The sequence below is a fragment of the Bacillus sp. 41-22 genome, assembly GCF_025809295.1.
Taxonomy (GTDB): domain Bacteria; phylum Bacillota; class Bacilli; order Bacillales; family Bacillaceae_G; genus Bacillus_A; species Bacillus_A mycoides.
Genome location: NZ_CP084035.1, coordinates 3840583 through 3866772, shown reverse-complemented (window position 1 = coordinate 3866772; position 26190 = coordinate 3840583). Strand labels below are relative to the sequence as shown.

General features: G+C 36.0%; 33 protein-coding genes. 23 read left to right on the top strand and 10 right to left on the bottom strand.

The window, feature by feature from the left end; translation table 11 throughout:
• Positions 1-61: 61 nt before the first annotated feature.
• The 7 genes from abbA (at position 62) to LCF45_RS19605 (ending at position 5797) form a co-directional block, all read left to right on the top strand.
• Complete coding sequence (gene abbA, locus LCF45_RS19635) at positions 62-253, top strand: antirepressor AbbA (RefSeq protein ID WP_033708000.1); 192 nt, start codon at positions 62-64, stop codon at positions 251-253.
• A 163-nt stretch (positions 254-416) separates the two neighbouring features.
• Positions 417-860, top strand: a complete 444-nt coding sequence (cbpB, locus tag LCF45_RS19630) for a cyclic-di-AMP-binding protein CbpB (protein ID WP_002066926.1) — start codon at positions 417-419, stop codon at positions 858-860.
• Between the two features lie 177 nt (positions 861-1037).
• The gene (locus LCF45_RS19625) at positions 1038-1922 is read left to right on the top strand and encodes a transcriptional regulator CcpC (RefSeq protein WP_003191095.1); all 885 of its coding nucleotides are present in this window, start codon (positions 1038-1040) and stop codon (positions 1920-1922) included.
• 71 nt (positions 1923-1993) lie between these two features.
• Complete coding sequence (dapD, locus tag LCF45_RS19620; RefSeq protein WP_002128886.1) at positions 1994-2716, top strand: 2,3,4,5-tetrahydropyridine-2,6-dicarboxylate N-acetyltransferase; 723 nt, start codon at positions 1994-1996, stop codon at positions 2714-2716.
• A 61-nt stretch (positions 2717-2777) separates the two neighbouring features.
• Positions 2778-3908, top strand: a complete 1131-nt coding sequence (locus LCF45_RS19615; protein WP_002033831.1) for an N-acetyldiaminopimelate deacetylase — start codon at positions 2778-2780, stop codon at positions 3906-3908.
• A 273-nt stretch (positions 3909-4181) separates the two neighbouring features.
• Positions 4182-5048, top strand: coding sequence for a hypothetical protein (locus LCF45_RS19610; protein ID WP_002014843.1), 867 nt, complete (start codon positions 4182-4184; stop codon positions 5046-5048).
• 83 nt (positions 5049-5131) lie between these two features.
• Positions 5132-5797 (top strand): potassium channel family protein, encoded by a 666-nt coding sequence (locus LCF45_RS19605; RefSeq protein WP_000504033.1) that lies wholly within the window; start codon positions 5132-5134, stop codon positions 5795-5797.
• A gap of 38 nt (positions 5798-5835) precedes the next feature.
• Here the strand turns inward: LCF45_RS19605 and rnjA are convergent, their stop codons facing one another.
• Positions 5836-7503, bottom strand: a complete 1668-nt coding sequence (rnjA, locus tag LCF45_RS19600) for a ribonuclease J1 (RefSeq protein WP_002033834.1) — start codon at positions 7501-7503, stop codon at positions 5836-5838.
• 4 nt (positions 7504-7507) lie between these two features.
• Positions 7508-7720, bottom strand: a complete 213-nt coding sequence (locus tag LCF45_RS19595) for a DNA-dependent RNA polymerase subunit epsilon (protein ID WP_000576436.1) — start codon at positions 7718-7720, stop codon at positions 7508-7510.
• 548 nt (positions 7721-8268) lie between these two features.
• On the opposite strand from LCF45_RS19595, the gene LCF45_RS19590 reads away from it, so the two are divergent.
• Positions 8269-9042, top strand: a complete 774-nt coding sequence (locus LCF45_RS19590) for a Cof-type HAD-IIB family hydrolase (protein WP_002014845.1) — start codon at positions 8269-8271, stop codon at positions 9040-9042.
• Between the two features lie 62 nt (positions 9043-9104).
• Here LCF45_RS19590 and def read toward each other — a convergent pair whose 3' ends face one another.
• The gene (def, locus tag LCF45_RS19585) at positions 9105-9659 is read right to left on the bottom strand and encodes a peptide deformylase (protein ID WP_002014846.1); all 555 of its coding nucleotides are present in this window, start codon (positions 9657-9659) and stop codon (positions 9105-9107) included.
• A gap of 167 nt (positions 9660-9826) precedes the next feature.
• Complete coding sequence (locus LCF45_RS19580) at positions 9827-9976, bottom strand: YjcZ family sporulation protein (RefSeq protein WP_002014847.1); 150 nt, start codon at positions 9974-9976, stop codon at positions 9827-9829.
• Positions 9977-10489: 513 nt separating this feature from the next.
• Between LCF45_RS19580 and pdhA the strand changes: the two genes are divergently transcribed.
• The 5 genes from pdhA to LCF45_RS19555 all read left to right on the top strand — a co-directional run bounded on the left by pdhA (position 10490) and on the right by LCF45_RS19555 (position 15830).
• On the top strand, positions 10490-11605 hold the full coding sequence (gene pdhA / locus LCF45_RS19575) for a pyruvate dehydrogenase E1 component subunit alpha (protein ID WP_000536893.1): 1116 nt from the start codon (positions 10490-10492) through the stop codon (positions 11603-11605).
• A 3-nt stretch (positions 11606-11608) separates the two neighbouring features.
• On the top strand, positions 11609-12586 hold the full coding sequence (pdhB, locus tag LCF45_RS19570) for a pyruvate dehydrogenase complex E1 component subunit beta (protein WP_000068162.1): 978 nt from the start codon (positions 11609-11611) through the stop codon (positions 12584-12586).
• 93 nt (positions 12587-12679) lie between these two features.
• Positions 12680-13972: a pyruvate dehydrogenase complex dihydrolipoyllysine-residue acetyltransferase gene (gene pdhC, locus LCF45_RS19565; protein WP_002033838.1), complete on the top strand. Its 1293-nt coding sequence runs from the start codon at positions 12680-12682 to the stop codon at positions 13970-13972.
• Between the two features lie 5 nt (positions 13973-13977).
• Positions 13978-15390, top strand: coding sequence for a dihydrolipoyl dehydrogenase (lpdA, locus tag LCF45_RS19560; RefSeq protein ID WP_002014851.1), 1413 nt, complete (start codon positions 13978-13980; stop codon positions 15388-15390).
• A gap of 212 nt (positions 15391-15602) precedes the next feature.
• Positions 15603-15830 (top strand): hypothetical protein, encoded by a 228-nt coding sequence (locus LCF45_RS19555; RefSeq protein WP_002088334.1) that lies wholly within the window; start codon positions 15603-15605, stop codon positions 15828-15830.
• A gap of 1 nt (position 15831) precedes the next feature.
• Here the strand turns inward: LCF45_RS19555 and LCF45_RS19550 are convergent, their stop codons facing one another.
• Positions 15832-16224, bottom strand: a complete 393-nt coding sequence (locus LCF45_RS19550; RefSeq protein ID WP_002128879.1) for a DUF1885 family protein — start codon at positions 16222-16224, stop codon at positions 15832-15834.
• A 134-nt stretch (positions 16225-16358) separates the two neighbouring features.
• On the opposite strand from LCF45_RS19550, the gene LCF45_RS19545 reads away from it, so the two are divergent.
• From LCF45_RS19545 to LCF45_RS19530, 4 genes are all read left to right on the top strand, one after another.
• On the top strand, positions 16359-16655 hold the full coding sequence (locus LCF45_RS19545; protein ID WP_000462037.1) for a DUF3055 domain-containing protein: 297 nt from the start codon (positions 16359-16361) through the stop codon (positions 16653-16655).
• 195 nt (positions 16656-16850) lie between these two features.
• Complete coding sequence (locus tag LCF45_RS19540) at positions 16851-16979, top strand: GapA-binding peptide SR1P (RefSeq protein ID WP_000536778.1); 129 nt, start codon at positions 16851-16853, stop codon at positions 16977-16979.
• Between the two features lie 59 nt (positions 16980-17038).
• The gene (locus LCF45_RS19535; protein ID WP_002033839.1) at positions 17039-17167 is read left to right on the top strand and encodes a GapA-binding peptide SR1P; all 129 of its coding nucleotides are present in this window, start codon (positions 17039-17041) and stop codon (positions 17165-17167) included.
• A 44-nt stretch (positions 17168-17211) separates the two neighbouring features.
• Positions 17212-17340, top strand: a complete 129-nt coding sequence (locus LCF45_RS19530) for a GapA-binding peptide SR1P (RefSeq protein WP_000536785.1) — start codon at positions 17212-17214, stop codon at positions 17338-17340.
• 37 nt (positions 17341-17377) lie between these two features.
• Here LCF45_RS19530 and LCF45_RS19525 read toward each other — a convergent pair whose 3' ends face one another.
• Together LCF45_RS19525 and speA are read right to left on the bottom strand one after the other, a co-directional pair.
• On the bottom strand, positions 17378-18208 hold the full coding sequence (locus LCF45_RS19525) for a protein-glutamine gamma-glutamyltransferase (protein ID WP_263893261.1): 831 nt from the start codon (positions 18206-18208) through the stop codon (positions 17378-17380).
• 619 nt (positions 18209-18827) lie between these two features.
• Positions 18828-20300: an arginine decarboxylase gene (gene speA, locus LCF45_RS19520; protein WP_002128878.1), complete on the bottom strand. Its 1473-nt coding sequence runs from the start codon at positions 20298-20300 to the stop codon at positions 18828-18830.
• Positions 20301-20683: 383 nt separating this feature from the next.
• On the opposite strand from speA, the gene LCF45_RS19515 reads away from it, so the two are divergent.
• Positions 20684-20953, top strand: coding sequence for a UPF0223 family protein (locus LCF45_RS19515; protein WP_002014862.1), 270 nt, complete (start codon positions 20684-20686; stop codon positions 20951-20953).
• Positions 20954-21033: 80 nt separating this feature from the next.
• Here LCF45_RS19515 and LCF45_RS19510 read toward each other — a convergent pair whose 3' ends face one another.
• A complete protein-coding gene (locus LCF45_RS19510; RefSeq protein ID WP_002128876.1) occupies positions 21034-21660 on the bottom strand; it encodes a YktB family protein in 627 nt (208 codons plus the stop codon).
• Between the two features lie 205 nt (positions 21661-21865).
• On the opposite strand from LCF45_RS19510, the gene LCF45_RS19505 reads away from it, so the two are divergent.
• Together LCF45_RS19505 and LCF45_RS19500 are read left to right on the top strand one after the other, a co-directional pair.
• On the top strand, positions 21866-22054 hold the full coding sequence (locus LCF45_RS19505) for a hypothetical protein (protein ID WP_002121995.1): 189 nt from the start codon (positions 21866-21868) through the stop codon (positions 22052-22054).
• An 88-nt stretch (positions 22055-22142) separates the two neighbouring features.
• The gene (locus LCF45_RS19500; RefSeq protein ID WP_002033721.1) at positions 22143-22934 is read left to right on the top strand and encodes an inositol monophosphatase family protein; all 792 of its coding nucleotides are present in this window, start codon (positions 22143-22145) and stop codon (positions 22932-22934) included.
• A gap of 43 nt (positions 22935-22977) precedes the next feature.
• On the opposite strand, the gene LCF45_RS19495 is transcribed toward LCF45_RS19500, so the two are convergent.
• Positions 22978-23157, bottom strand: coding sequence for a DUF5325 family protein (locus tag LCF45_RS19495; RefSeq protein ID WP_000400127.1), 180 nt, complete (start codon positions 23155-23157; stop codon positions 22978-22980).
• 140 nt (positions 23158-23297) lie between these two features.
• Here LCF45_RS19495 and typA point away from each other — a divergent pair, with 140 nt between their 5' ends.
• From typA to LCF45_RS19480, 3 genes are all read left to right on the top strand, one after another.
• A complete protein-coding gene (typA, locus tag LCF45_RS19490; protein WP_002014867.1) occupies positions 23298-25142 on the top strand; it encodes a translational GTPase TypA in 1845 nt (614 codons plus the stop codon).
• Between the two features lie 161 nt (positions 25143-25303).
• Entirely contained in the window at positions 25304-25606 is a 303-nt protein-coding gene (locus tag LCF45_RS19485) for a YlaH-like family protein (protein ID WP_002014795.1), read from the top strand.
• Positions 25607-25623: 17 nt separating this feature from the next.
• Entirely contained in the window at positions 25624-25899 is a 276-nt protein-coding gene (locus tag LCF45_RS19480) for a hypothetical protein (RefSeq protein ID WP_002014793.1), read from the top strand.
• A 35-nt stretch (positions 25900-25934) separates the two neighbouring features.
• Here the strand turns inward: LCF45_RS19480 and LCF45_RS19475 are convergent, their stop codons facing one another.
• Positions 25935-26135, bottom strand: coding sequence for a YlaI family protein (locus tag LCF45_RS19475; protein WP_002094429.1), 201 nt, complete (start codon positions 26133-26135; stop codon positions 25935-25937).
• Positions 26136-26190: the final 55 nt, after the last annotated feature.

Sequence of the window (26190 nt, the reverse complement as noted above, 5' to 3'; positions counted from 1 at the left end):
TTAAATAGACTGAAAAATTTATATAATGAGAGTGATGATGCGAGTGCAAGGAGAGGAGCATATGGAAAAGGAATTTGTTTTAACAAGAGAAGAAGAAAATTTATTGTTGGATATTCTGTTTCAGCAAAATTACGCGAGCGAAATTTTAGCGGTGGAGCTTACAGACATTGAGAATGGTTTAAAACAGATAGATGTGACGCAATATAAAAAAATCACAAGATTGTTTTACCGATTAAAAAATAAAGGGTATTAAGCACTACCGGAATGGTAGTCTTTTTTTTATGTTATATGCTAAAATAGTTATGTATTTTTATTAGAAGAATGTCAGGACAAAATAATAATATGAAAACGCTATCATAAAATGTGAATAGGACCGGAGAATATTAGCAGGAAAAAGGGAAAATGGGGGATGTAACATGATTAGTATTCCGAAAGACGAGTTTCAACAAATTCTTGTGAAGGATTTAATGATTTCATCAGATAAAGTAGCACATGTACAAATAGGGAATGGTCTAGAACATGCTTTACTCGTTCTTGTGAAATCTGGATATTCGGCGATTCCTGTTTTAGACCCTATGTATAAATTACATGGGTTAATTAGTACTGCTATGATTTTAGATGGTATTTTAGGATTAGAGCGCATTGAGTTTGAAAGACTTGAGAATATGAAAGTGGAACAAGTGATGAAGGAAGAGATTCCAGTTCTTATGTTAGAAGATTCTTTTGCAAAAGCTTTAGAAATGACAATTGATCATCCTTTTATTTGCGCTGTCAATGAAGAAGGTTACTTCGAGGGTATTTTAACACGGCGGGCTATTTTAAAATTGTTGAATAAAAAAGTGAGACAGCATAATCGATAACGTAGGGAAAGTGACTTCACAGAAAAGGCGAAGTCACTTTTTTTCGTGCATATCAGTTGTGTATGTATTATATTTAAAAAGACATAAAGCATAAGAAAAGTTTGAACTAACAAACCGTTCTAATGTATAAAAGTATGCAATTAAATTAAGGATGAAATACTTATTAAAATTAGGTGTATGGAAGCTAAGGAAAGAGGGAGAAAGTTGCAAATTGATGATTTTCAAATGATGGTTGTGTTAGCTCAGGAATCAAATATGAGAAAAGCGGCGGAACGTTTATTTGTTTCCCAACCTGCGCTTAGTCAACGATTACAATCTATGGAGAAACAATGGGGAATGAAATTTTTTATTCGTTCACAAAAAGGATTAACAATTACACCTGAAGGGGAAAAAGTTGCAAATTATGCAAAAGAAATGTTACAACGGGAAGAGGGTATTAAAAGTGAACTGGCTCTTTTTAGAACCGAAACATACGGTACGTTAAAAATAGCTGTTGCATCAGTCATTGGGCAATATTGGCTTCCACCTGTTTTGAAAAAATTTGTGCATAAGTATCCTTCTGTGAAGATATCTCTGTTTACTGGCTGGAGTAGTGAAGTGCAAAAGCAATTTTATGAAGGAGACGTTCATGTTGCTATACTGAGAGGATCACAAGAATACAAAGGGCAGAAACAACAATTATTTGAAGATGAATTATATTTAGTTGATAAAGAAATAAAAGATATTTCGATGTTAAAAGAGACAAATAGACCATTTATTCAATTTAAAAGTGATTCGACCTACTATGGACAAATACAAAATTGGTGGTATGGATTATTTTCAAATCCACCTAAGCGAACGATTGTAGTTGACCAAATTGAAACGTGCAAACAGCTTGTTTTAAATGGAATAGGTTATGCTCTTTTACCTTCGACTGTTTTAAAAGAAGTGCAGGAAAATATGTATAAAACACCTGTTCAATTAACGAGAGAAACATGGTTATTGACGAGTGACTCGGCAAGGCAGTTGAAGCAAGTACAAGCATTTTTAGAAATTATAGAAGAAATTCAAATGGGAAAATAAGATTATTGTCTTGCTACTCGCTCTATCGTTTGGTAGAGTAACATTATAAATGGATTTAGGAGGCAACAAGAATGAAAATGATGGACGCTAACGAAATTATTTCGTTTATTCAAAACAGTGAAAAGAAAACTCCTGTAAAGGTATACATAAAAGGGGATTTAAAAGAGGTAACATTCCCTGAAACAGTACAAGCATTTGTAAATAAAAAATCTGGTGTATTATTCGGAGAATGGTCTGAAATTAAGACAATTCTTGATGAAAATAGCAAGCACATTGTTGACTATGTAGTTGAGAATGACCGTCGTAATTCTGCAATTCCAATGCTTGATTTAAAAGGTATTAAAGCTCGTATTGAGCCAGGCGCGATTATTCGTGACCATGTAGAAATTGGTGACAACGCTGTTATCATGATGAATGCAACAATTAACATCGGTGCTGTAATTGGTGAAGGTACTATGATCGACATGAACGCAGTGCTTGGTGGACGTGCAACAGTTGGTAAGAACTGTCACGTAGGTGCAGGTGCTGTACTTGCCGGTGTTATTGAGCCACCTTCTGCAAAACCAGTTATTGTTGAAGATGATGTTGTAATTGGTGCAAATGTAGTTGTTCTAGAAGGCGTTACAGTAGGTAAAGGTGCAGTTGTAGCAGCAGGAGCTGTTGTAACAGAAGATGTGCCTCCATATACAGTTGTTGCGGGAACTCCGGCACGTGTAATTAAAGAAATTGATGAGAAGACAAAAGCAAAAACTGAAATTAAACAAGAGCTTCGTCAATTAAACCCAGAGAAATAAAAAATAAAAAGCGTAAGAGCATGAATGTGCTCTTACGCTTTTTATAGATAGAGGTGCAAAAATGACAGTAAGCAAATTTGTCCAAGTTCGTAGAGATTTACATAAAATTCCGGAGATTGGATTTAAAGAGTGGAAAACACAACAGTATATTTTAGATTATATAGGAACGCTTCCTAATGAATATTTGGAAGTGAAAACATGGAAAACAGGTGTAATTGTTAAAGTAAATGGAAAAAATCCAGAAAAAATAATAGGTTATCGTGCAGATATAGACGGTCTACCAATTACAGAGGAAACTGGATATGAATTCTCTTCTGTCCATGAAGGAATGATGCATGCATGTGGACATGATTTGCATGCAACAATCGGTTTAGGACTTCTAACAGCGGCTGTAAGCGAAAGAATAGATGATGATCTTGTGTTTATATTCCAACCAGCTGAAGAAGGTCCAGGTGGTGCACTTCCTATGTTAGAAAGCGATGAGTTAAAAGAATGGAAGCCTAATATGATTCTTGGACTTCATATTGCGCCTGAATACTCTGTGGGAACAATCGCGACAAAAGAAGGTTTATTATTTGCGAATACATCAGAGCTATACGTTGATTTAAAAGGAAAAGGTGGACATGCTGCATATCCGCATACAGCAAATGATATGATTGTTGCAGCGAGTCATCTCGTTACACAACTTCAATCAGTTATTAGTCGTAATGTGAACCCTCTTGACAGTGCGGTAATTACAATTGGGAAAATTACAGGTGGTACAGTTCAAAACATTATCGCAGAAAAGTCTCGTTTAGAAGGAACAATTCGAACGCTATCAGTGGAATCAATGAAACGTGTTAAAAGCCGAATTGAGGCAATTGTTGCGGGAATAGAAGCTTCTTTTCAATGTGAAGCTGTTATTGACTACGGAGCGATGTATCATCAAGTGTATAACCATGAGGAGCTAACGAGAGAGTTTATGCAATTTACACGTGAACAAACGACTATGGACGTAATTACGTGTACGGAGGCAATGACAGGTGAAGACTTTGGTTATATGCTTCGAGAGATACCTGGATTTATGTTTTGGCTTGGAGTAAATTCAGAATATGGTTTACATCATGCGAAATTAAAACCAGACGAAGAGGTTATTGAGAAAGCAATTGTATTTTTAAATCAATATGTGAAGTGGAAGGGAAATAGAAAGTGAACTTACTCGCTAATTGTGCAATAGTTTAGAGTGGGGACTTCTTAGTTCAGAGACGAAAACATCTTTCGTATTCGTTAGTGTTAGACATCTTCATACAAATGAGTAAAGTTAAATTTGACGTCTTAATAATGAGCAGGGGGTTTTTAGCCACTGCTCATTATTAATTATTGCTAATAGGGAAGATAATTATTTAACTACCCTATATATGTTTACTTTTAGTATGAAAAGTGTGTAAAATCAATGTGATACATAGAAAAAAGGGTGGGGAATTACGTGCAAATTAGCAGTGCGATTTTATGTTTCGTCTTATATGCATATGTTATTATTGCGGCGGTTTATTTTGGGATAAGTTTTTACGCCTATCGTTTAGCAAATAATAGTGAATATGAAGAAACATACAAATGGGTGAAAAGATATTTGTCACCTGTACTAGAAATTATGAATGGATTTGTTCTTTTTTTATTTATTGGATTAATTGCTTTCTCAACGAGTTTAGTAGGGAATAAGACTACGTTATTTGTACTAGGTATCATTATTTTTATGCTATTAGGAATTCGGATTGGTAATACGGTGTTTTGGAACGAAAGGAAAATAGATGGTTGGACAGGGATGTTTATTCCATGTATGTTAGCTGCAATTGTGACGAATATAGAACATGAATATTATCAATTACATTTTTGGCTTATCATTGTTTTAACAATCCTCTCTGTTTTGTATATAAGTACTGTCGTGCTAACATACATCGCAAATGAAAAAGGAGATGCAAAAGGTGCGCACTTCTTTAGAGGGCGTGCATTATTATGGAGTGTGCCGACGATGGCAGTTATAGGAATTATTGCGATATTAGTAAATGGATATCAATTTACTAATTGGCAATTGTTTTTAGAAACTTGGTGGATCTTCATTGTTTCGCTTGTAGCTTTTTTAGGCGCAACACATTATTTATTCCATCAACATCATTACATATTGGCACTGTTATTCGCATTTACACAACTTTTATTTGCTTTTTTCGGACAAGAAACGCTATTGTTCGTTTTTGAAACATTTAGTTCATTTGGAAATATATTTGTATTTGGTATGTTAATTTTCGGTATCGCGTTTTATTTACAACAGTATTTTTATATGCAAAAACAAAAATAAGAAGTATATACAGGTTTTTGTAGCGAATTTAAAGTATGTTACAATAAAAGTACATAGTATTTGATGTTATTGGAGGAATTCATGTGGGCGAAAAAGAGAAAGAATTTGCTGTTATTGGGCTTGGCCGTTTTGGTGGAAGTATTTGCCGTGAATTAGCTCAATTAGGTATGGAAGTAATGGCAATTGACTCAGATGAGGATAAAATTAATGAGTTTGCAAATATAGCTTCGCATGCTGTAATTGCAGATTCAACAGATGAGATGGTATTAAAAAGTCTTGGTATTCGTAATTTTGATCATGTAGTCGTTGCTATTGGAGATAATTTGAATTCAAGTATTTTAACAACGTTAATTTTGAAAGAATTAGGTGTGAAAAATATTACTGTAAAAGCTCAAAATGACTATCATGAAAAAGTGTTAAGTAAAATAGGGGCAGATCATATTGTGCATCCAGAACGAGATATGGGAAAAAGGATTGCTAATAATATCGCATCAAGTAATGTGTTAGATTATCTAGAGCTTTCAGATGAGCATAGTATTGTAGAGATTATCGCAAATAAAAAAATTGATGGGCACTCTTTAATTGAATTAGATATTCGTGCGAAGTTTGGTTTGAACATTGTAGCAATTAAACGTGGAAAAGAAGTTATCGTATCTCCTCGAGCTACAGAAAATGTTCAGGCGGGAGATATATTAATTGTAATTGGTCATGACGATGAAGTAGATCGTTTTAAGCATTTTTTAAGATAAGAGAAAAGGACAATGCCGAGGAGGCATTGTCCTTTTTCTTATATTTCCATAATGATTGGTAAAATCATTGGACGACGTTTCGTTTTTTCGTATAGGAATGGTGCTAATGTGTCTGTAATCTCATTTTTAATTTCAGACCATTGTGTTGTTTTTCGCTCCATTACTTTTTCTAAATGTGTTGTAATTAATGTTTGAGCATCGTTGATTAAATCGCTGCTTTCACGCATATAAACGAAACCACGCGAGATGATATCAGGTCCTGCTGCAACTTTAAATTCTTTCATATCAATGCTTACAACTACAATAACAAGTCCTTCTTCAGAAAGAATGCGACGATCACGTAATACGATATTACCGATATCTCCAATACCATTTCCATCGATATAGACAGAGCCAGATGGGATTTTCCCAGCTACGCTTGCTTCATCAGAACGTAAAGCAAGAACATCTCCATTATCCATAATGAAACAATTTTCTTCTGGAATACCACAATCATTAGCTAATTTCATATGCATACGTTGCATACGGTATTCACCATGAATTGGCATGAAATATTTCGGCTTAATAAGACGTAGCATTAACTTTTGTTCTTCTTGTCCACCGTGTCCACTCGTATGAATATTTGAGAGTTTACCATGGATTACATCAGCACCAGCGCGGTACAACATGTTAATTGTACGACTTACACTAATTGTATTGCCTGGGATTGGTGAAGAAGAGAAAACAACTGTATCGCCAGGGATAATTTGAATTTGACGATGTGTACCATTGGCAATACGTGAAAGTGCTGCCATCGGTTCCCCTTGACTACCTGTACATAACATAACAACTTTATTAGCTGGTAGGCGGTTTAGCTGAGCTGTGTCTATGAATGTATCCTTTGGACACCGGATATAACCAAGGTTTTGTCCGATTTCAATAGCCGCTTCCATACTTCGACCGAATACAGCTACTTTACGATTGTTTTCAACAGCAGCCTCAACAACTTGTTGTAAGCGATGGATATTCGATGCAAAGGTTGCGAATATAATACGACCGTCTACTTTGCGGAATATATCTTGAATACTATCACCAACGCGGCGCTCAGACATCGTAAAGTTTGGCACTTCACTGTTTGTACTATCAGATAAGAGACAAAGTACACCGTCTTTTCCGATTTCGGCCATTTTTGTTAAATCTGCTGGCTCACCTACTGGTGTGAAATCAAATTTGAAATCACCTGTATGAACGACTTGTCCTTGAGGTGTTTTCACAACAACTCCGTATGAATCCGGAATACTGTGAGTTGTACGGAAGAAGGAAACAGATGTCTTTTTAAATTTAATAACATCATCTTCTTGAATTTCATAAAGTTTTGCTTTACGAAGTAATCCGTGCTCTTCTAATTTGTTTTTTATTAGGGCAATTGCTAATTTTCCACCGTAAATTGGAATGTTTACTTGACGTAATAGATAAGGAATTCCACCGATATGATCTTCGTGACCATGTGTAATGAATAACCCTTTAATTTTATCTTCGTTTCGCACAAAATAAGTGTAATCTGGTATTACATAATCGATCCCGAGGAGTTCGTCTTCTGGAAATTTAATTCCAGCATCAATTATAATAATTTCATCTTGAAATTGAACAGCATATGTATTTTTACCGATTTCACCAAGACCACCGAGTGCAAAAACGGCAGCTTGATCATTTTTTAGGAATTTCATATGACTATACGATCTCCGCTAATATTAAATCAGCGTTTTGTTTTTCATATTCAAGATGAGCACCAGTAACAGACTGAACGAACTCGATATTATATGCGAACTTATTTAATTTTTTACGAACATCCTTTTGAGACGTAGCCTCTAAATATAAAACTTTTGTATTTTCACGTACTGGGACCTCAGTTAATTTTTCTTGATAAAATACTTTAAAAATCATTGGGAAAACCTCTCCTTGTCTATGTTTTGCATTATCTGTTACTTATTATAAAGCAAACAGTCACGATTTTCATGTTTTTTCGAATGAGAATGAAGAAAAAGCCCGAAATGGGCACAATTTAAGCGATTGTCTTCTTACGGACTAAATCGTTTAAATAACGCTTGAGCTTTTTCTTCAGCTTCTTCAGCATGATTACTCCTTCCTTTCCTTATTTAAAACATGCATATTACTAATGATAACTCTGTCTCCCATACAAGAAAGAAGATTAGAAGTGAATAGTGAATCTTGTTCTTTTTAGTATAGTGTAAGTTATCTTGTAGTAACGATTAGTAGCCGTTAGTTATAGATATAGTATGAGGAAGAATAGAAAAGAAAATTCATCCGAACAAGTATCCACATTTTTTCACTAATAGTATATGCACATTTCATAAATAAGGTCAGAAAGTGAACGCTTTCTTCACAGATGTTTAATATGTTATACTTTTTTTTGAAATTTGAAAAGTGATAATCAAAATAGGAATATAGAGTGCCAGAAAGGATTTTGACAAATGAATGATAAAATTGTCTTTTTTGATATTGATGGAACATTATTAGATCATGATAAGAAAATTCCGCAATCTACAAGAGATGCAGTAAGAGATTTACAAGAAAAAGGTGTGCATGTAGCGATTGCAACAGGGCGTGCGCCATTTATGTTTGAAGATATTCGTGAGGAACTCAATATACATAATTATGTTAGTTTTAACGGGCAGTATGTTGTATTTGAGGATGAGGTATTATTTAATAATCCATTACATCCTGATGCTCTACATAAGTTTACTCAGTTTGCAAAACAAGAAGGATATCCACTTGTATATCTTGACCATCAAGAAATGAGAGCGTCAGTGGAATATCATGATTATGTAAAAGAAGGTTTTGGAAGCTTACAATTCGAGCATCCGGCATATGAACCTGATTTTTATGAGAAACGCGATATTTATCAAACGCTTCTTTTTTGTGAAGTAAACGAAGAAGAAAAGTTTATTCATCATTATCCAGATTTTCATTTTATACGCTGGCATGCATATTCAATGGATATTATCCCTAATGGTGGTTCTAAGGCAAAAGGGATTGAGAAGTTTATTGAGAAAATAGGATTTAATCGTGAACAAGTATATGCATTTGGGGACGGATTAAATGATTTAGAAATGATTGAAGCAGTAGGAACGGGCATTGTGATGGGGAATGGTCATGAGGATTTGAAAAAACTTGCTAATTATGTGACAAAAGATGTTAATGAAGACGGTATTTATCACGGATTAAAGTGGGCTGGCTTGTTATAAGTAAGTGTGGAACCCATTTCACATAATAAAAAGGCGGAAGATTAACTTCCGCCTTTTTACTATTATCGCTCGAGAGGTTTTGAATCATCGGGAGCCACAAATGGATTGTCTTTATTAATATGGTCATAGAACATAACACCGTTTAAATGGTCGATTTCATGTTGGAATACAATTGCTGGTAAACCTTTTAATCGCAGTTTTACGTCTTCACCGTTAATCGTTGTTGCCTTTACTGTAATTCTCGTGTAACGAGGGACATAACCAGGTACTTCACGGTCTACAGATAGACAGCCTTCACCATTTTGTAAATATGTACGTTCAACAGAATGACTAATGATTTTTGGGTTAAATAATGCGTAGCTATATAACGTATCATTCGTATCAGTTACATGAACCGCAATCATTTTCTTTGAAATACCGATTTGCGGAGCCGCTAATCCGATTCCGGGGCGTAAATTATATTTTTCAGCCATTTCAGGGTCCTGGCTATTTATTACAAATTCAATCATTTCTTTAAGAGTATTTGTATCTTCCTCGCTAGCAGGTAAGGAGACCTCTTCTGCGACGTCGCGCAAAATAGGATTTCCTTCACGAATTACCTCATTCATTGTAAGCATATGTAATCTCTCCTTTCTCCTTTAGTCTACCAAAAGAGATAAAAAAAGTCATCGGCAAGTAAGGAAGAGCTACTTGGAAACAAATCTTCTACAGATAAGTTATGTAATAAAAAGAAAAGACGGCAAAGCCGTCTGTTTCTTTCCATAGTTGTTTCATTTTACATTAATTAGCGAATGCAAGCAGCACCAACGATAATTAAAAGGATAAACAACACAACGATTAAGGCGAAGCCGCTTCCAGATCCGCCACAAGAACCGCCATAACCGTAGGAAGGATATGAACAAGTTGTTGGATAGCAATATGAGTATCCGTACATGAGATGACCTCCTTTATCATTTCCCGCTAATACTGCGGTTACTATAATGTATGGAGGAATGATCAGAAATGTATAGGTATTTACCTATAAAAGGAAGAAGTGTTTGTATAATTTTCTTGAGAAGAGAGAAAAACTAAGGAGAATTAAATCGTTTACATATTATTCTAAGAGAAAAAATAAGTTAAAAAGGGAATAATATAACAGCAGGTTATTGCTTACTAATACAGATGTGAAAAATAAAAACACGTTTGTGTAGAGGAAACCGGCATATTATTTATAAAAAAACGTATTCAAAGTAATTGACATCGTAATTAGAATAGTTGTAAACTAAAAAACGTGATCAAGATTGTATTAATATGTTTTTGAAAAAACATTAGTACAGATTGTTAGGTACACAAAATTATTCTCAACCGACAAACAAATTTGTTGGTTTACATTGTTGCGCTTTCAGTCTAGCTAATAGATAGTGAAAGCGTTTCAGAATATGGTTCAAGAGAGGAAGAGGTGAACGGAATGGGTACTAAAACAAAAAAGACCCTATTTAATGTTGATGAGCAAATGAAAGCTATCGCAGCTCAATTTGAAACATTACAAATTTTAAATGAAAAAGGCGAAGTTGTGAATGAAGCAGCTATGCCTGAATTATCTGATGATCAATTAAAAGAATTAATGCGCCGTATGGTGTATACTCGCGTACTAGATCAACGTTCTATTTCTTTAAACCGTCAAGGACGTTTAGGTTTCTACGCACCAACTGCTGGACAAGAGGCTTCTCAATTAGCAAGTCATTTCGCACTTGAAGCAGAAGATTTCATCTTACCAGGATATCGTGACGTTCCACAATTAGTGTGGCACGGTCTACCATTATACCAAGCATTCTTATTCTCTCGTGGACATTTCATGGGTAACCAAATGCCTGAGAATGTAAATGCACTTGCTCCACAAATCATTATCGGTGCGCAAATCATCCAAACTGCTGGTGTTGCGTTAGGTATGAAATTACGTGGTAAAAAATCTGTTGCAATTACTTACACTGGTGACGGTGGTGCTTCACAAGGTGACTTCTACGAAGGTATGAACTTTGCGGGTGCATTCAAAGCTCCAGCAATCTTCGTTGTACAAAACAACCGTTATGCAATCTCTACTCCAGTAGAAAAGCAATCTGCAGCTAAAACTGTAGCACAAAAAGCAGTAGCAGCAGGTATTTACGGAATTCAAGTAGACGGTATGGATCCATTAGCTGTATACGCAGCAACTGCTTTCGCTCGTGAGCGCGCAGTAAATGGCGAAGGTCCTACTTTAATCGAGACTTTAACATTCCGTTATGGTCCACATACAATGGCTGGTGATGACCCAACTCGTTACCGTACAAAAGATATCGAAAACGAATGGGAACAAAAAGATCCAATCGTACGCTTCCGTGCATTCTTAGAAAACAAAGGCCTATGGTCTCAAGAAGTTGAAGAGAAAGTTATCGAAGAAGCAAAAGAAGATATCAAACAAGCAATTGCTAAGGCTGACCAAGCTCCAAAACAAAAAGTTACTGATTTAATGGAAATCATGTACGAAAAAATGCCTTACAACTTAGCTGAACAATATGAAATTTACAAAGAAAAGGAGTCGAAGTAAGCCATGGCTCAAATGACAATGATTCAAGCAATCACTGATGCTTTACGCGTTGAAATGAAAAATGATCCTAACGTACTTGTGTTTGGTGAAGACGTTGGTGTAAACGGCGGAGTATTCCGTGCTACTGAAGGTTTACAAGCTGAATTCGGTGAAGATCGTGTAATGGATACTCCACTTGCAGAGTCTGGTATTGGTGGACTTGCAGTTGGACTTGCACTTGAAGGCTTCCGTCCAGTTCCAGAAATCCAATTCTTCGGTTTCATTTATGAAGTAATGGATTCAGTTTCTGGTCAATTAGCTCGTATGCGTTACCGTTCTGGTGGACGTTGGACTGCTCCAGTAACAATTCGTTCTCCATTCGGTGGTGGTGTTCATACTCCTGAACTACATGCTGATAGCTTAGAAGGATTAGTGGCACAACAACCTGGTCTAAAAGTTGTTATTCCATCTACTCCATACGATGCAAAAGGTCTTTTAATCTCTGCGATTCGTGACAACGATCCAGTTATCTACTTAGAGCATATGAAATTGTACCGTTCATTCCGTCAAGATGTACCAGAAGGTGATTACACAATTGATTTAGGCAAAGCTGACATCAAACGTGAAGGTACAGATGTATCTGTTATCGCTTATGGTGCTATGGTTCATGCTGCATTAAAAGCTGCTGAAGAACTTGAAAAAGAAGGTATCTCTTTAGAGGTTGTTGACTTACGTACAGTTCAACCATTAGATATCGAAACAATCATCGCTTCTGTTGAAAAAACAGGCCGCGTAGTTGTAGTTCAAGAAGCTCAAAAACAAGCTGGTATTGCAGCTAACGTTGTAGCGGAAATTAACGACCGTGCAATCTTAAACTTAGAAGCTCCAGTTGTACGTGTTGCAGCTGCTGATACAGTATTCCCATTCTCTCAAGCTGAGAGCGTATGGTTACCAAACCATAAAGATATTGTTGAAGCTGTTAACAAAGTAATGAACTTCTAATTTTTAGTTTTTCATGTGCAAAAGAAATCAGCACATGCTGGTTTCTTTTGTACATATTCCATAATAATGAAATGAATCAGGGGGCTGAATTCCGTGGCATTTGAATTTAAACTACCAGATATCGGTGAAGGTATCCACGAAGGTGAAATCGTAAAATGGTTTATTAAACCAGGCGATGAAGTAAATGAAGATGATGTACTTCTTGAAGTACAAAATGATAAAGCAGTAGTAGAAATCCCTTCTCCTGTTAAAGGTAAAGTACTTGAAGTACTTGTAGAAGAAGGAACAGTTGCAATTGTAGGAGATACATTAATTAAATTTGATGCTCCTGGATACGAAAACCTTAAATTTAAAGGTGACGATCATGATGAAGCTCCAAAAGCTGAAGAAGCAGCAGTAGAAGCGCCAGCAGCGGAAACTACTCCAGCAGCAACTGCAGAAGTAGTAAATGAGCGTGTAATCGCTATGCCATCTGTTCGTAAATATGCTCGTGAAAAAGGTGTAGATATTCATAAAGTAGCTGGTTCTGGTAAGAACGGCCGTGTTGTGAAAACTGACATCGATGCATTTGCAAATGGTGGACAAACTGTAGCAGCAACTGAGGCTCCAGCAGCAGTAGAAGCTACTCCAGCAGCAGCAGCGAAAGAAGAAGCACCAAAAGCACAACCAATCCCAGCTGGTGAATATCCAGAAACTCGTGAGAAAATGAGTGGTATCCGTAAAGCGATTGCGAAAGCAATGGTTAACTCTAAGCATACAGCTCCTCACGTAACATTAATGGATGAAGTAGATGTAACAGAACTTGTTGCTCACCGTAAGAAGTTCAAAGCTGTTGCAGCTGACAAAGGTATTAAATTAACTTACCTTCCATACGTTGTAAAAGCTTTAACATCTGCATTACGTGAATTCCCAATGTTGAATACTGCTTTAGACGATGCTTCTCAAGAAATCGTTCATAAACATTACTTCAACATCGGTATCGCAGCTGATACAGACAAAGGTCTATTAGTACCAGTTGTTAAAGATACAGATCGTAAATCTATCTTTACTATTTCTAACGAGATCAATGAACTTGCTGGTAAAGCACGTGATGGTCGTTTAGCTCCAACTGAAATGAAAGGTGCTTCTTGCACAATTACAAACATTGGTTCTGCAGGTGGACAATGGTTCACTCCAGTTATCAATCACCCAGAAGTAGCAATCCTTGGTATCGGCCGTATCGCTGAGAAACCAGTTGTGAAAAACGGTGAAATCGTTGCAGCTCCAGTATTAGCATTATCTCTAAGCTTTGACCATCGTTTAATTGACGGCGCAACTGCTCAAAAAGCATTAAACCAAATTAAACGTCTATTGAATGACCCACAATTATTAGTAATGGAGGCGTAATAACAATGGTAGTAGGAGATTTCCCAATTGAATTAGATACAGTCGTTGTTGGTGCAGGTCCTGGTGGATACGTTGCGGCAATTCGTGCAGCACAATTAGGTCAAAAGGTAGCGATTATTGAAAAATCTAACCTTGGTGGCGTATGCTTAAACGTTGGATGTATTCCTTCAAAAGCGTTAATCAATGCAGGTCATCGTTATGAGAATGCAATGCATTCTGATGACATGGGTATCACTGCAGAGAACGTAAAAGTTGACTTTACAAAAGTTCAAGAATGGAAAAACGGCGTAGTTAAGAAATTAACTGGCGGTGTTGAAGGCCTTCTTAAAGGTAACAAAGTTGAAATCATTCGCGGTGAAGCTTACTTCGTAGATGCTAACACATTACGCGTAATGACTGAAGATGCAGCACAAACTTATACGTTTAAAAATGCTGTTCTTGCAACTGGTTCTACACCAATCGAAATTCCAGGATTCAAATACTCTAAACGTGTTATCAACTCTACAGGCGCTTTAAGCTTACCTGAAATTCCTAAAAAACTTGTTGTAATCGGCGGCGGTTACATCGGTATGGAATTAGGTACTGCATATGCTAACTTCGGTACAGAAGTTACTGTAGTAGAAGCTGGCGACGAAATCTTAGCTGGTTTCGAAAAAGCTATGAGCTCTGTTGTTAAACGTGCTCTACAGAAAAAAGGTAACGTAAATATCCATACAAAAGCTATGGCTAAAGGCGTTGAAGAAACAGAAACTGGCGTAAAAGTTAGCTTTGAAGTTAACGGTGAAATCCAAACTGTAGAAGCAGATTACGTATTAGTAACTGTAGGTCGTCGTCCAAACACTCAAGAAATCGGTCTTGAGCAAGTTGGAATTAAAATGACTGACCGTGGCATTATCGAAATTGATGAGCAATGCCGTACAAATATTTCAAACATCTATGCAATCGGTGATATCGTTCCTGGACCACCATTAGCTCACAAAGCTTCTTACGAAGGTAAAGTAGCTGTTGAAGTAATTAGTGGCCATGCATCAGCAATCGATTACATCGGAATTCCTGCAGTATGCTTCACTGATCCAGAATTAGCATCTGTTGGTTACACTAAGAAACAAGCTGAAGAAGCAGGAATGACAGTAGCTGTATCTAAGTTCCCATTCGCTGCAAACGGTCGTGCGTTATCATTAAACAGCACTGACGGTTTCTTACAACTTGTAACGCGTAAAGAAGATGGTCTTCTTGTAGGCGCGCAAGTTGCAGGTGCAGGTGCTTCTGATATTATCTCTGAGATTGGTTTAGCTATCGAAGCTGGAATGACAGCTGAAGATATCGCTCAAACAATCCATGCTCACCCAACATTAGGTGAAATCACAATGGAAGCAGCTGAAGTTGCTCTTGGAATGCCAATTCACATTGTAAAATAATTTAAGTAATGTAAATACCCCATCTCTTATTTAAAGAGATGGGGTATTTTTATTTTCATAAAATGACTTGCAAGGTCTTTATATGTACTTGTCGAATGAATATATAATACTTTAAATGAACCGTTAGCATATATGCCGTTATATAATATGTAATTGATTCAAACTTAATCCCATATATTAATAAAATAGAGCATGTCAAAGGAGAAGGTTCCATGAGAATATTACATGTTATATTTTATCATTTTCTATTATGGAGTGGTTTTTCCATTGTATTAACATTATCGAATGGTGATAAGTTTCATTATAAAGTAATTCTCTTTTTCGTATTTCTTTATTTGGCATATGTGATTGCATGTTTTGTATTACACGTAAGAAAGCAGGCATTATTCCTTACGTGTTCAAATTGCATACTTTTTTTAATCATATTCTCTATTTTTTAAATTAACGTTTATAGAAATACATTGTTCTTCCATTAAATAGTTGTAACTCTCCTTCTAATTTCTTCGCTAGAAAACGGCTAAATTCATTTGCTTTTCCTTTATCACCAAATGTTGCTGTAGTAGGCAAAGAAACCTGAATAAAAGATTGTTCCTTTTCTATTCCAATCCCAACATAAATAGAATCATATCGATCGTGACTCGATTGGAGTTTTAATGTTGTTGCTGATGTATCTAATATTTCATAAGGAAAAGCTGTATTTGTATAAGCATAATTAATTTGATTACCAGTCTTGGAAGTAACGGTTTTATAGTTATGAAAAAGGTGTTTAACATCTTCTATTGAAACAGATTGTTGATTGGATTTAGGTACAAGTGTGATAAAGGCGTGTTGCATACAAATTCCCCCTTAGCTTAGTAGAATAATATCATTCTACATCCTACTGAATTTTTTGACAATTAAAAGGAGTATTACTTTTTTTGTTTAATATATTAATGAGTAGGAAGTGTTATTTAGAAAGGTGGAAACTCATGTTTGAAAAATTGTATGATGAGCATGAAAGTGTGAAGGTACGATTTTTAGGATTTATGACGCATGATACACGTTATGATTTTGGAGTTATTTATACAAATATGTTTTTTGGAAAGCCACTTATTGTTTGTATGCAAACAGGGAGATCTACTTTGCTTGGGAGAGATGATGTAGAAAATGTTCCATATATACAGGAAACTTTTAAGTTAGGATCGGAAGAGGAGGCGGAGGAGTTAGCTCAATTTTTTAAATTTCTTGTTCCGTCTACTTCTTTGCATGCGGAGTATGAAGAATAATTAACAAGAAACAGTCGTACGTATGAGATATGGCTGTTTTTTTGTGTTAATATCGCATACTAATTTAATTTTAAAATATTTAATGTGTTATACTAAAAACCTATTGACGTAAAAAGTATAACATATTAAAATAAAGACAGAAAGTTAAGCGGTTACAAAAGTTTTTGGGATTATAAACTTAGGGGGAAATGAAAAATGGGAACAATCGTATGTCAAGATTGTGAAGGTACAATTGCACACTTCGAGGATGAGAAAGTAACGGTACTTTACGGGAAATGTGGATCTTGCGGATGTGATCACACAGAACATACAAAAGCCCAATAATTGATAGGAAATTGACAGCTAAAAGTTTTTAGGACCATAAACTTAGGGGGAAATGAAAAATGGGAACAATCGTATGTCAAGTTTGCGAAGGAACAATCGGACATTTTGAGGATGAGAAAACGACAGTACTTTATGGGAAATGTGGTTCCAATTGTGACTGTGCTAGTAGAGACAATGCGAAAGCTTAATCATATATAAGTAGATTATTCTTAAAAATCAGGGGGAAATGAAGATGGGAACAATCGTATGCCAAGTTTGTGAAGGAACAATCGCACATTTTGAAGATGAAAAATCAACAGTACTTTATGGGAAATGTGGATCTCATTGCGAATGTGACCATAAAGAACATACAAAAGCTTAATAATTAAGAAAAAACGCCTACACATGTAGGCGTTTTTTTAATAGATTGTAGTTATATGTCCGACTGTTGCAACAATTGCATCATCTCTAATAGGAATAAATCCAATTGATGTTTGTGGCGTGTTAGGAGGGGCATATTGACTCATCATACGGCTATCAATACGAGTAATAAAATCGGTTAAATAAGCTGAAATAAAAGCATAAGGGATCCTTCGTTCATTTAATGAATAAATAATTTCCTCTTTCGTTTTTACGCCTACGCCATGTCCGTAAAAAAAGAAGTTTCCTAGATAGATTGTATTTTCTCCTTGCCACTCAATCGTAGCTGGATTAACTTGTGGGTTTTTAAAGTAAACGAGGTCACCTGGAACGATATCGCCACTCGTTTTTGTTATGAGCTTTAAGTCGCGATCGTAGTCCCATGTATAAAGTAAGAGGTTTGCGAATAGACGGTTGAAAGTTTTTTCCTCATATAATGATAGTAATGCTTTGTAAAAAATGATAATCATTGCGGTGGCACATTCAGTTCCATATAGTTTTCCGTTTTTAAAAATATCTTGGATGGCAATGGAAGGGGCTATGTTTGGAAGTAGTTGAAATCCGCCAAGTGATGTTCTTTCCCAAAACTGAGGATTGCAAAAAGATTGTTGAAACGTACGAAACTGAAATCCACTTTGAAAAAGTTCTAGCGCGGAAGTAATAATATTAACTCGTAAATTAAGATCAAAGCTGAGTTCATCGGCTGTTCGGAAGGAATAAACTTCTTGATTTCCCGCCATTATGGATAAAATCTGTTGTTTTTCAGCTGCAAATGGCTCATATTCATTTGTGATATAAGGGTGTACAATAGAACGGCCTATCACAATCATAATGGTATCCCCACCTATACGTTACAGATTTCGCGATACGGGAAAGCCTATATTGGACTTTAGACATAGGATGAAAGTATCGCTTTTTCATAGAAAAACATTTATCCCGCTATTTGCGGGCAGTAAGAATTCCACCTCAAAATTCGGCTGGAGCCCTGCTGCCCGTAAACGCCCGATTGGTGAAGGCTAATAATCAGTGGGGATGAACAAAACCCCACTGATTAAAGTTTCACTTTATATTTTGGTAGACTTTAACTACAGACAAGTACAAGTCTTTAAAACGCCAATGTGTTCTTTGAAAAAAGATAGCATAGGGAGTTCGATAGCCGAATTCAAGCTATCGGTAAAATGATATGTGTCGTCAAGAACAAGACGCTAAAACACCTGAACACGAATCTGTACGGTATGGTATAAGTACCGTAGCTCACGAACCTATACGATTTGTTGTGAGAGTGGTGATGGCACACCGCAATCTTGCACGTCAGCGATACCAGAAATGGACTTCGCCTTAGGTAGCAAGAATCCCACTGATGTTAGTCAGCTTGCCCCATTAGGGTGGGAATGTCAAATTCTTTAGTATCGTATGAAAAAAAGAGAAAAAAGGTGAAAGAAAAGCCTATCAACTGATAGGCTTGTACTCTTTAATAACACGTAATGTTTGTAATGTCATATCTTCAGGACCTTGTACAGGTAACCCAGCTTCTAAATTTTTAAGAATATACTCTAAGTTATCTTGTGTAATAATTTCCCCCGGAGTAAAGATTGGAATCCCTGGCGGATAAACCATAACAAAATCAGCTATAATACGACCTGCTGCGTTTTCAAATGGAATGACTTCTGTTTCTGAATAAAAAGCATCTCTAGGAGAAAGTGCTAGCACAGGTATTTCTGGTATTTCTACTTGTACTTGAACACCTTTGTCTGCTCTATTTCTATATGTTGCTGCTAAATCTTGTAATGCTGTAATAAGTGTATCTGTTTCACTTTCTGTATCTCCAAATGTGATAAGACAAAGTATGTTATATAAATCAGAGAGTTCTACTTCAATGTTGTAATGTTCTCTAAGCCATACTTCAGCCTGATGGCCTGTAATACCTAAATCTTTTACAGATACAATTATCTTTGTAGGATCATAGTTAAAAGTAGCATCTGTTCCTAGCATTTCTTTTCCGGGACAATAAAGATGCTCAATAGCATTAATAGCATCACGAACATGCTCAGCTAATTGTATTGTTTGTTCTATGAGAGCTGTTCCTTCTGTAGCAAGACGTTTTCTAGCAACATCAAGGGATGCTAACAAAATGTAAGAAGTTGATGTAGTCGTAAGCATGCTAATAATGGATTGGACATGCTTTACGTTCACAAGACCTTCTTTTACATTAAGAATAGAGCTTTGGGTTAAAGACCCACCTAATTTGTGAACACTTGTTGCTGCCATATCTGCACCTGCTTGCATAGCTGATATTGGTAGTTCATCATGAAAATGGATATGAACACCGTGAGCCTCATCAACAAGTACAGGAATATCGTAAGAATGAGCTAATTCTACAATCTGCTCTAAATCTGCAGCAAACCCAAAATATGTTGGATTTATAACAAGTAAGCCTTTCGCATCTGAGTGCTCTTCAAGAGCCTTTTTGACAGATTGAATTGTGATCCCATGTGAAATACCGAGCTTCGGATCAATCTCAGGATGCATGAAAATTGGTTTTGCACCTGAGAAAATAATAGCTGACATTACTGATTTATGCACATTCCGTGGCACGAGGATTTTATCCCCAGGACCGCACACGCTCATCACCATTGTCATAATTGCACCACTTGTACCTTGAATAGAAAAGAACGTATGATCTGCACCGAAAGCAGCGGCTGCTAAATCCTGTGCTTCTTTAATCATACCTTTTGGATGATGTAAATCATCGAGCGGCGCAATATTAATTAAATCAATTGCTAATGCATTATGCCCAATAAATTCGCGAAATGTAGGATCCATGCCCTGTCCTTTTTTATGACCAGGAATATGGAATTGAACTGGATTTCGCTTACTGTGCTCAACTAAAGCGGTAAACAATGGTGTTTCGTATTGGGACAATCTATACACCCCTTCTTCTTCGTAATATTTATTAGAGTTTGTTTTATATGATTTCATCTCATTCTAAAAGGAAATTAAGATGACAAACTTTTAGAACTTGACTTGTTTTTCTGCCATTCGCAAAAGCCTTTTTGGGGATGGTAGTCTCACTTTATTCTCTATAAAACAAAAGCATTATATCACCAATAATTATAGATGTATAGAAAAATCTCATTTTCAAGGTGAGTATGTTTAATAGTTATATTTTAAATGCTGCAAAGAGGAAGACAATTCCATTGAAATGGATAAATGGTGTATAATGCAGAGTGGCTATAGTGAAGAATAAAAGTTTGTCTTAAAGGTAGCATAATGGAAAAAGAAAGAATACTGAATGAGGTGCAAAAATGGAATATCAATATCCACTTGATTACAATTGGTCAAATGAAGAAATGGTAGCAGTTGTAAAGTTTTATGAAGCGATTGAAAAGGTATATGAAAAAGGAGTTTTGAGAGAAGATTTGATGGAATTATATCGTCGTTTTAAAGAGATTGTGCCATCGAAGGCAGCGGAGAAAAAAATTGATAAAGAATTTCAAGAAGTAAGTGGATATTCTATATATCGTACGATTCAAAGAGCAAAAGAAGTAGCAGAAAAAAAGATTGTAAAAATGTAAAAAGATTTTGAAAATTAAAATACAAAGTGCTATAATGTGATAACAACTAAAAACGGACAATATAAATTGTCCGTTTTCTACTATCGATTACAAAGTGCATATAAAGGAAGGAGTGGTTGCATCGTAGATTCAATCTTAGCAAGGAATTGTTCGTTGGTCATTGCTGAAAACTCCTCTGGTGATATATGAATACCGACTAATAATTCTGCTTTTTTCACAGTAGCTAAACGTTCAATCATCTTTTGTAAGTCTTCCGTTTCAAGCGTTTCATGTAATTTTACACCTGGTTTAGTATGGTCAATGGACCAAACGAAGTCATTTGGAATATTTGTTTTTAAATCATTTAAATGTTCTAAGAAGGCGTGAGCCGTCTCCACTTTTTGTGGACACTCATAGATTAAACCAAAGTATATGAAGGCATGAGTACCCCATAAACCAATTTGGAAGTGTGGTAACATTTTATATCCACGTTTATTTGTTGAAAAAGCAACCCAAGTATCGTTTGGTGGATTGACTTTGCGGCGTGCATGTTTTGCTACATGGTAGAAAAAGTTTTCGTCAGTTTGTTGTGATAAATATGCTGCAAACTGTTCCCCTAAAGCGTCTAGCTTAGGATGAATATTCGTTTTAATTGCGCTCATTCGTTCTTCAAGACCATCAACAGTAAAGACTTCAAAATCAGTTGATGTGAATGTTTGTAGTGTCATGATTGTTCCTCCAACTCCTATTTTGTTTTAATTTTAGCATAGCTTGTACTATTCATAAAAAAAACAGCACAAAAAAATTTAAATAAAAAAATATAATTTTGTTGCATAGATGATTTATCCAACATAGTATAGTATAAAACAAAAAATCAGAAAATTGAATCAATTCTAGTCCGAGGGCAGACGAATATTGGGAGGAGGCAAAAAAATGAGACAGGTGATTAATGCGTTAAAGAGAACAGATGCTGAAAAGAGAATTCCGGTGCTACGTTTGGAGCTAGATTATGAATTAGCAACTTTATATGATGCGATGATGGATAACGACAAACAGAAAAAAGAAGAGTGCGTACAAAAATTAGAAGTGTTAAGACTTGAAATGATCCGTTTAGAAGCGTAATAATAGTATATGTATAAATAATTAGTTGGTGCGAACCTTATAAAGGGTTCGTTTTTTCTGTGAACAGTATAGATCGGAGTGTTTAAACATGCAAGAAGTATGGAAAGACATCGATACACACGCGAAACAGTGGATTCGAGAAGCCGGAGAACAATTAATGGCGTCACTGAAAAAAACACTTATTATAGAAACAAAGTCAAATGCAGCTGATCTAGTAACAAATATGGACCGAGAAACGGAGCAGTTTTTAATTGGGAAAATTAAAGAAACATTCCCGGCTCATAACATTTTAGGAGAAGAAGGCTATGGAGATGAGATTACCTCTTCTAATGGGGTTGTTTGGTTAATTGATCCAATTGATGGCACGATGAACTTTGTTCATCAAAAAAGAAATTTCGCAATCTCAATCGGGATTTATGAGAACGGTATCGGAAAGATTGGTCTTATTTATGATCCAGTTCATGACGAACTATATCATGCGGTAAAGGGAGAAGGGGCTTTTTGCAATGATTTAGCTATTCCCATGTTGGAAAAAGGAACGGTAGAGCATGGAGTTATAGCTTTGAATGCGATATGGCTTACTGATAATCCATTGCTTAATATGGAAAAAATGATGATGCTCGTTAAGAAGGCGAGAGGTACGAGGTCATATGGTTGTGCAGCGTTAGAAATGGTATATGTTGCCACGGGAAGATTAGACGCATATGTAACACCGCGCTTATCGCCATGGGACTTTGGCGGGGGACAGATTATTGTAGAGGAAGTTGGCGGTAAAGTGACAACGTTCTTGGGAACGCCTCTTTCTATTGTAGAGAAAAGCAGTGTGTTAGTTGCAAAACCAGGAGTATACGAAGAATTATTACCATTTGTATCGCAATAATGAAAAAAGTAAGAGGCATAAAGAAGCTTCTTACTTTTTAATGTTATTGCGATTTACGCATTTTTCTTTTTGTTACAAAACCGTATCCAACTGTAACAAATGTGCCGATAATGCAAATAATAATGCCGATGGGACTATTTTCAGCAATCATAATTCCGATACCAATTAAGAAGATAACACCGATAATTGCTGTTAATAAAAAGCGATATTGAATGTGTTCCATTTCTTCACCCTCCAATCTTATTTTACTTTCACAAAAGTAAGAATACAACTATATTTTCATTCTTGATTTTATTTTGATTGCCATTGTATCCCCTTCGCTCTTATAATAGAGAAGGATTAAAAAGACATTAGGAGTTGGACATGTTGAAAAAACGACAAGATTTACGAAATATAGCAATTATTGCCCACGTTGACCATGGTAAAACAACACTTGTTGACCAGTTATTACGTCAAGCGGGGACGTTCCGTGCGAATGAACATATTGAAGAACGCGCAATGGACTCAAATGATCTAGAAAGAGAACGTGGTATTACAATTTTAGCGAAGAATACTGCGATTCACTATGAAGATAAAAGAATTAACATTTTAGATACACCTGGTCACGCTGACTTCGGTGGAGAAGTAGAACGTATCATGAAAATGGTTGATGGTGTTCTACTTGTAGTTGATGCATATGAAGGTTGTATGCCACAAACACGATTTGTTTTAAAGAAAGCTCTTGAGCAAAACTTAACTCCAATCGTTGTTGTAAACAAAATTGACCGTGACTTCGCTCGCCCTGATGAAGTAGTTGATGAAGTAGTTGACTTATTCATCGAACTTGGTGCAAACGAAGATCAATTAGAGTTCCCAGTTGTATTTGCATCAGCAATGAACGGAACAGCAAGCTTAGATTCAAATCCAGCAAATCAAGAAGAGAATATGAAATCATTGTTTGACACAATCATTGAACATATTCCAGCACCAATTGATAACAGCGAAGAGCCACTTCAATTCCAAGTAGCACTTCTTGATTACAATGACTATGTTGGTCGTATTGGGGTTGGACGCGTATTCCGCGGTACAATGAAAGTAGGACAACAAGTTGCATTAATGAAAGTTGACGGAAGTGTAAAACAATTCCGTGTAACTAAATTATTTGGTTACATTGGATTAAAACGTCAAGAAATTGAAGAAGCAAAAGCTGGAGATTTAGTAGCTGTTTCAGGTATGGAAGACATTAACGTAGGTGAAACGGTATGTCCGGTTGAGCATGAAGAGGCTTTACCATTATTACGTATTGATGAGCCAACATTACAAATGACATTCCTTGTAAATAACAGCCCATTTGCAGGTCGTGAAGGTAAATTCATTACTTCTCGTAAAATTGAAGAGCGTCTTCGTTCACAATTAGAGACAGATGTAAGTTTACGTGTAGATAATACAGATTCTCCTGATGCATGGATCGTATCTGGACGCGGAGAGTTACATTTATCAATCTTAATTGAAAACATGCGTCGTGAAGGTTATGAACTACAAGTATCTAAGCCTGAAGTAATTATTAAAGATGTCGATGGCGTAAGAAGTGAGCCTGTAGAGCGCGTACAAATCGATGTTCCTGAAGAATACACTGGTTCTATTATGGAATCAATGGGCGCACGTAAAGGTGAAATGTTAGATATGGTGAATAACGGAAACGGTCAAGTTCGCCTTACTTTCATGGTTCCAGCACGTGGGTTAATTGGTTACACAACAGAATTCCTAACATTAACTCGTGGTTATGGTATTTTAAACCACACATTTGATTGCTACCAACCAGTACATGCTGGACAAGTGGGTGGACGTCGTCAAGGTGTTCTAGTTTCACTTGAAGCAGGAAAAGCATCACAATACGGTATTATGCAAGTTGAAGACCGTGGTGTAATCTTCGTTGAACCAGGTACAGAAGTATATGCTGGTATGATCGTTGGAGAACATACACGTGAGAATGATTTAACAGTTAACGTTGTAAAAATGAAACAACAAACTAACATTCGTTCTGCGACGAAAGATCAAACTTCAACAATGAAAAAACCACGCTTAATGACTTTAGAAGAGTCATTAGAGTACTTAAACGATGACGAGTTCTGTGAAGTAACTCCAGAATCAATTCGTCTACGTAAAAAGATTCTTGATAAGAGTGAGCGCGAAAGAGCTGCTAAGAAAAAGAAATCTGTTGAAGCATAAAATAATAGAACAGCTACCTTTTATAAAGGTAGCTGTTTTTTTGTTTTATGTTTATTTTTTTAGAATATTTACTCTTTTTTTGTAGACAGTATTTTTTTTGCGAGTTACTCTTGTATTAAGTACATAAAGAGAATTTGTTTCATGAGAAGGGGTGAAAGATAGTGTTAGAAAGAATGTCATTTTTCGCGAAACTTTGTAAAGTTGATGAAAATCCAGAGTTAGGGATGTGGTTACTTTATGGAACAATAATTTTATTAAGTGCACTTGTATATAATTTAGGATTTGCAAGGAAGCTATCGGTACTAAAAAATATAGTGATATATATTTCTTTAGCAATTGGATGCACGGTATTAACTTTTTTTGCAGTTTTTTTACCCGTTGGAGAGGGGCTCGTTGTAGCGGCAATTGTACTTGGAATTTATAGACTGCGTTTACGTCAAGCTAAACAACAAAAAACAGGGTGAAAAAAGGAGGGGCTTTCATGCGCTCAGTACAAGATGCATTATATAATTGGTTAACAATTAAAACGGTTGCGGAAGCACGTCCAGATGATAGAGCTGCACAAGAAACGTATGTATTATTTCAAAATATGATATATGAAGAGCATAAATTACGAAATGTAGAAGTTGAAAAGAACGAGGAAATGTATTTGATTACATATGAAATTGATGGAGAAATAAGGTGTGCAAGATTTCCGGTAGAAGCCATTGATTGTTTTTTGGATCAGATGAATCGTGAACCAGAAAAATACAAATAAGTCCTTATCTATATGATTAAGGACTTATTTCCGGTTTACCAATCGTCTTCTACTTTTTTATCACGATATAATCGGAAATTACCACTCGCATGGCGTTCCATAGTACGCTCTGCAATTCGTTCCGTACATTCCATGCACATATATGTATGAATAGGGCGATTACGCAGTTTTTTTGCCATAGGATTTTCGTCATCTAACATATCTTTTTTATCACAAATCATACATCTGACTCTCATTTCGTCACCTCAATACGAATTCTATCAGTATAAGTATATCATGGAAGCATAATGT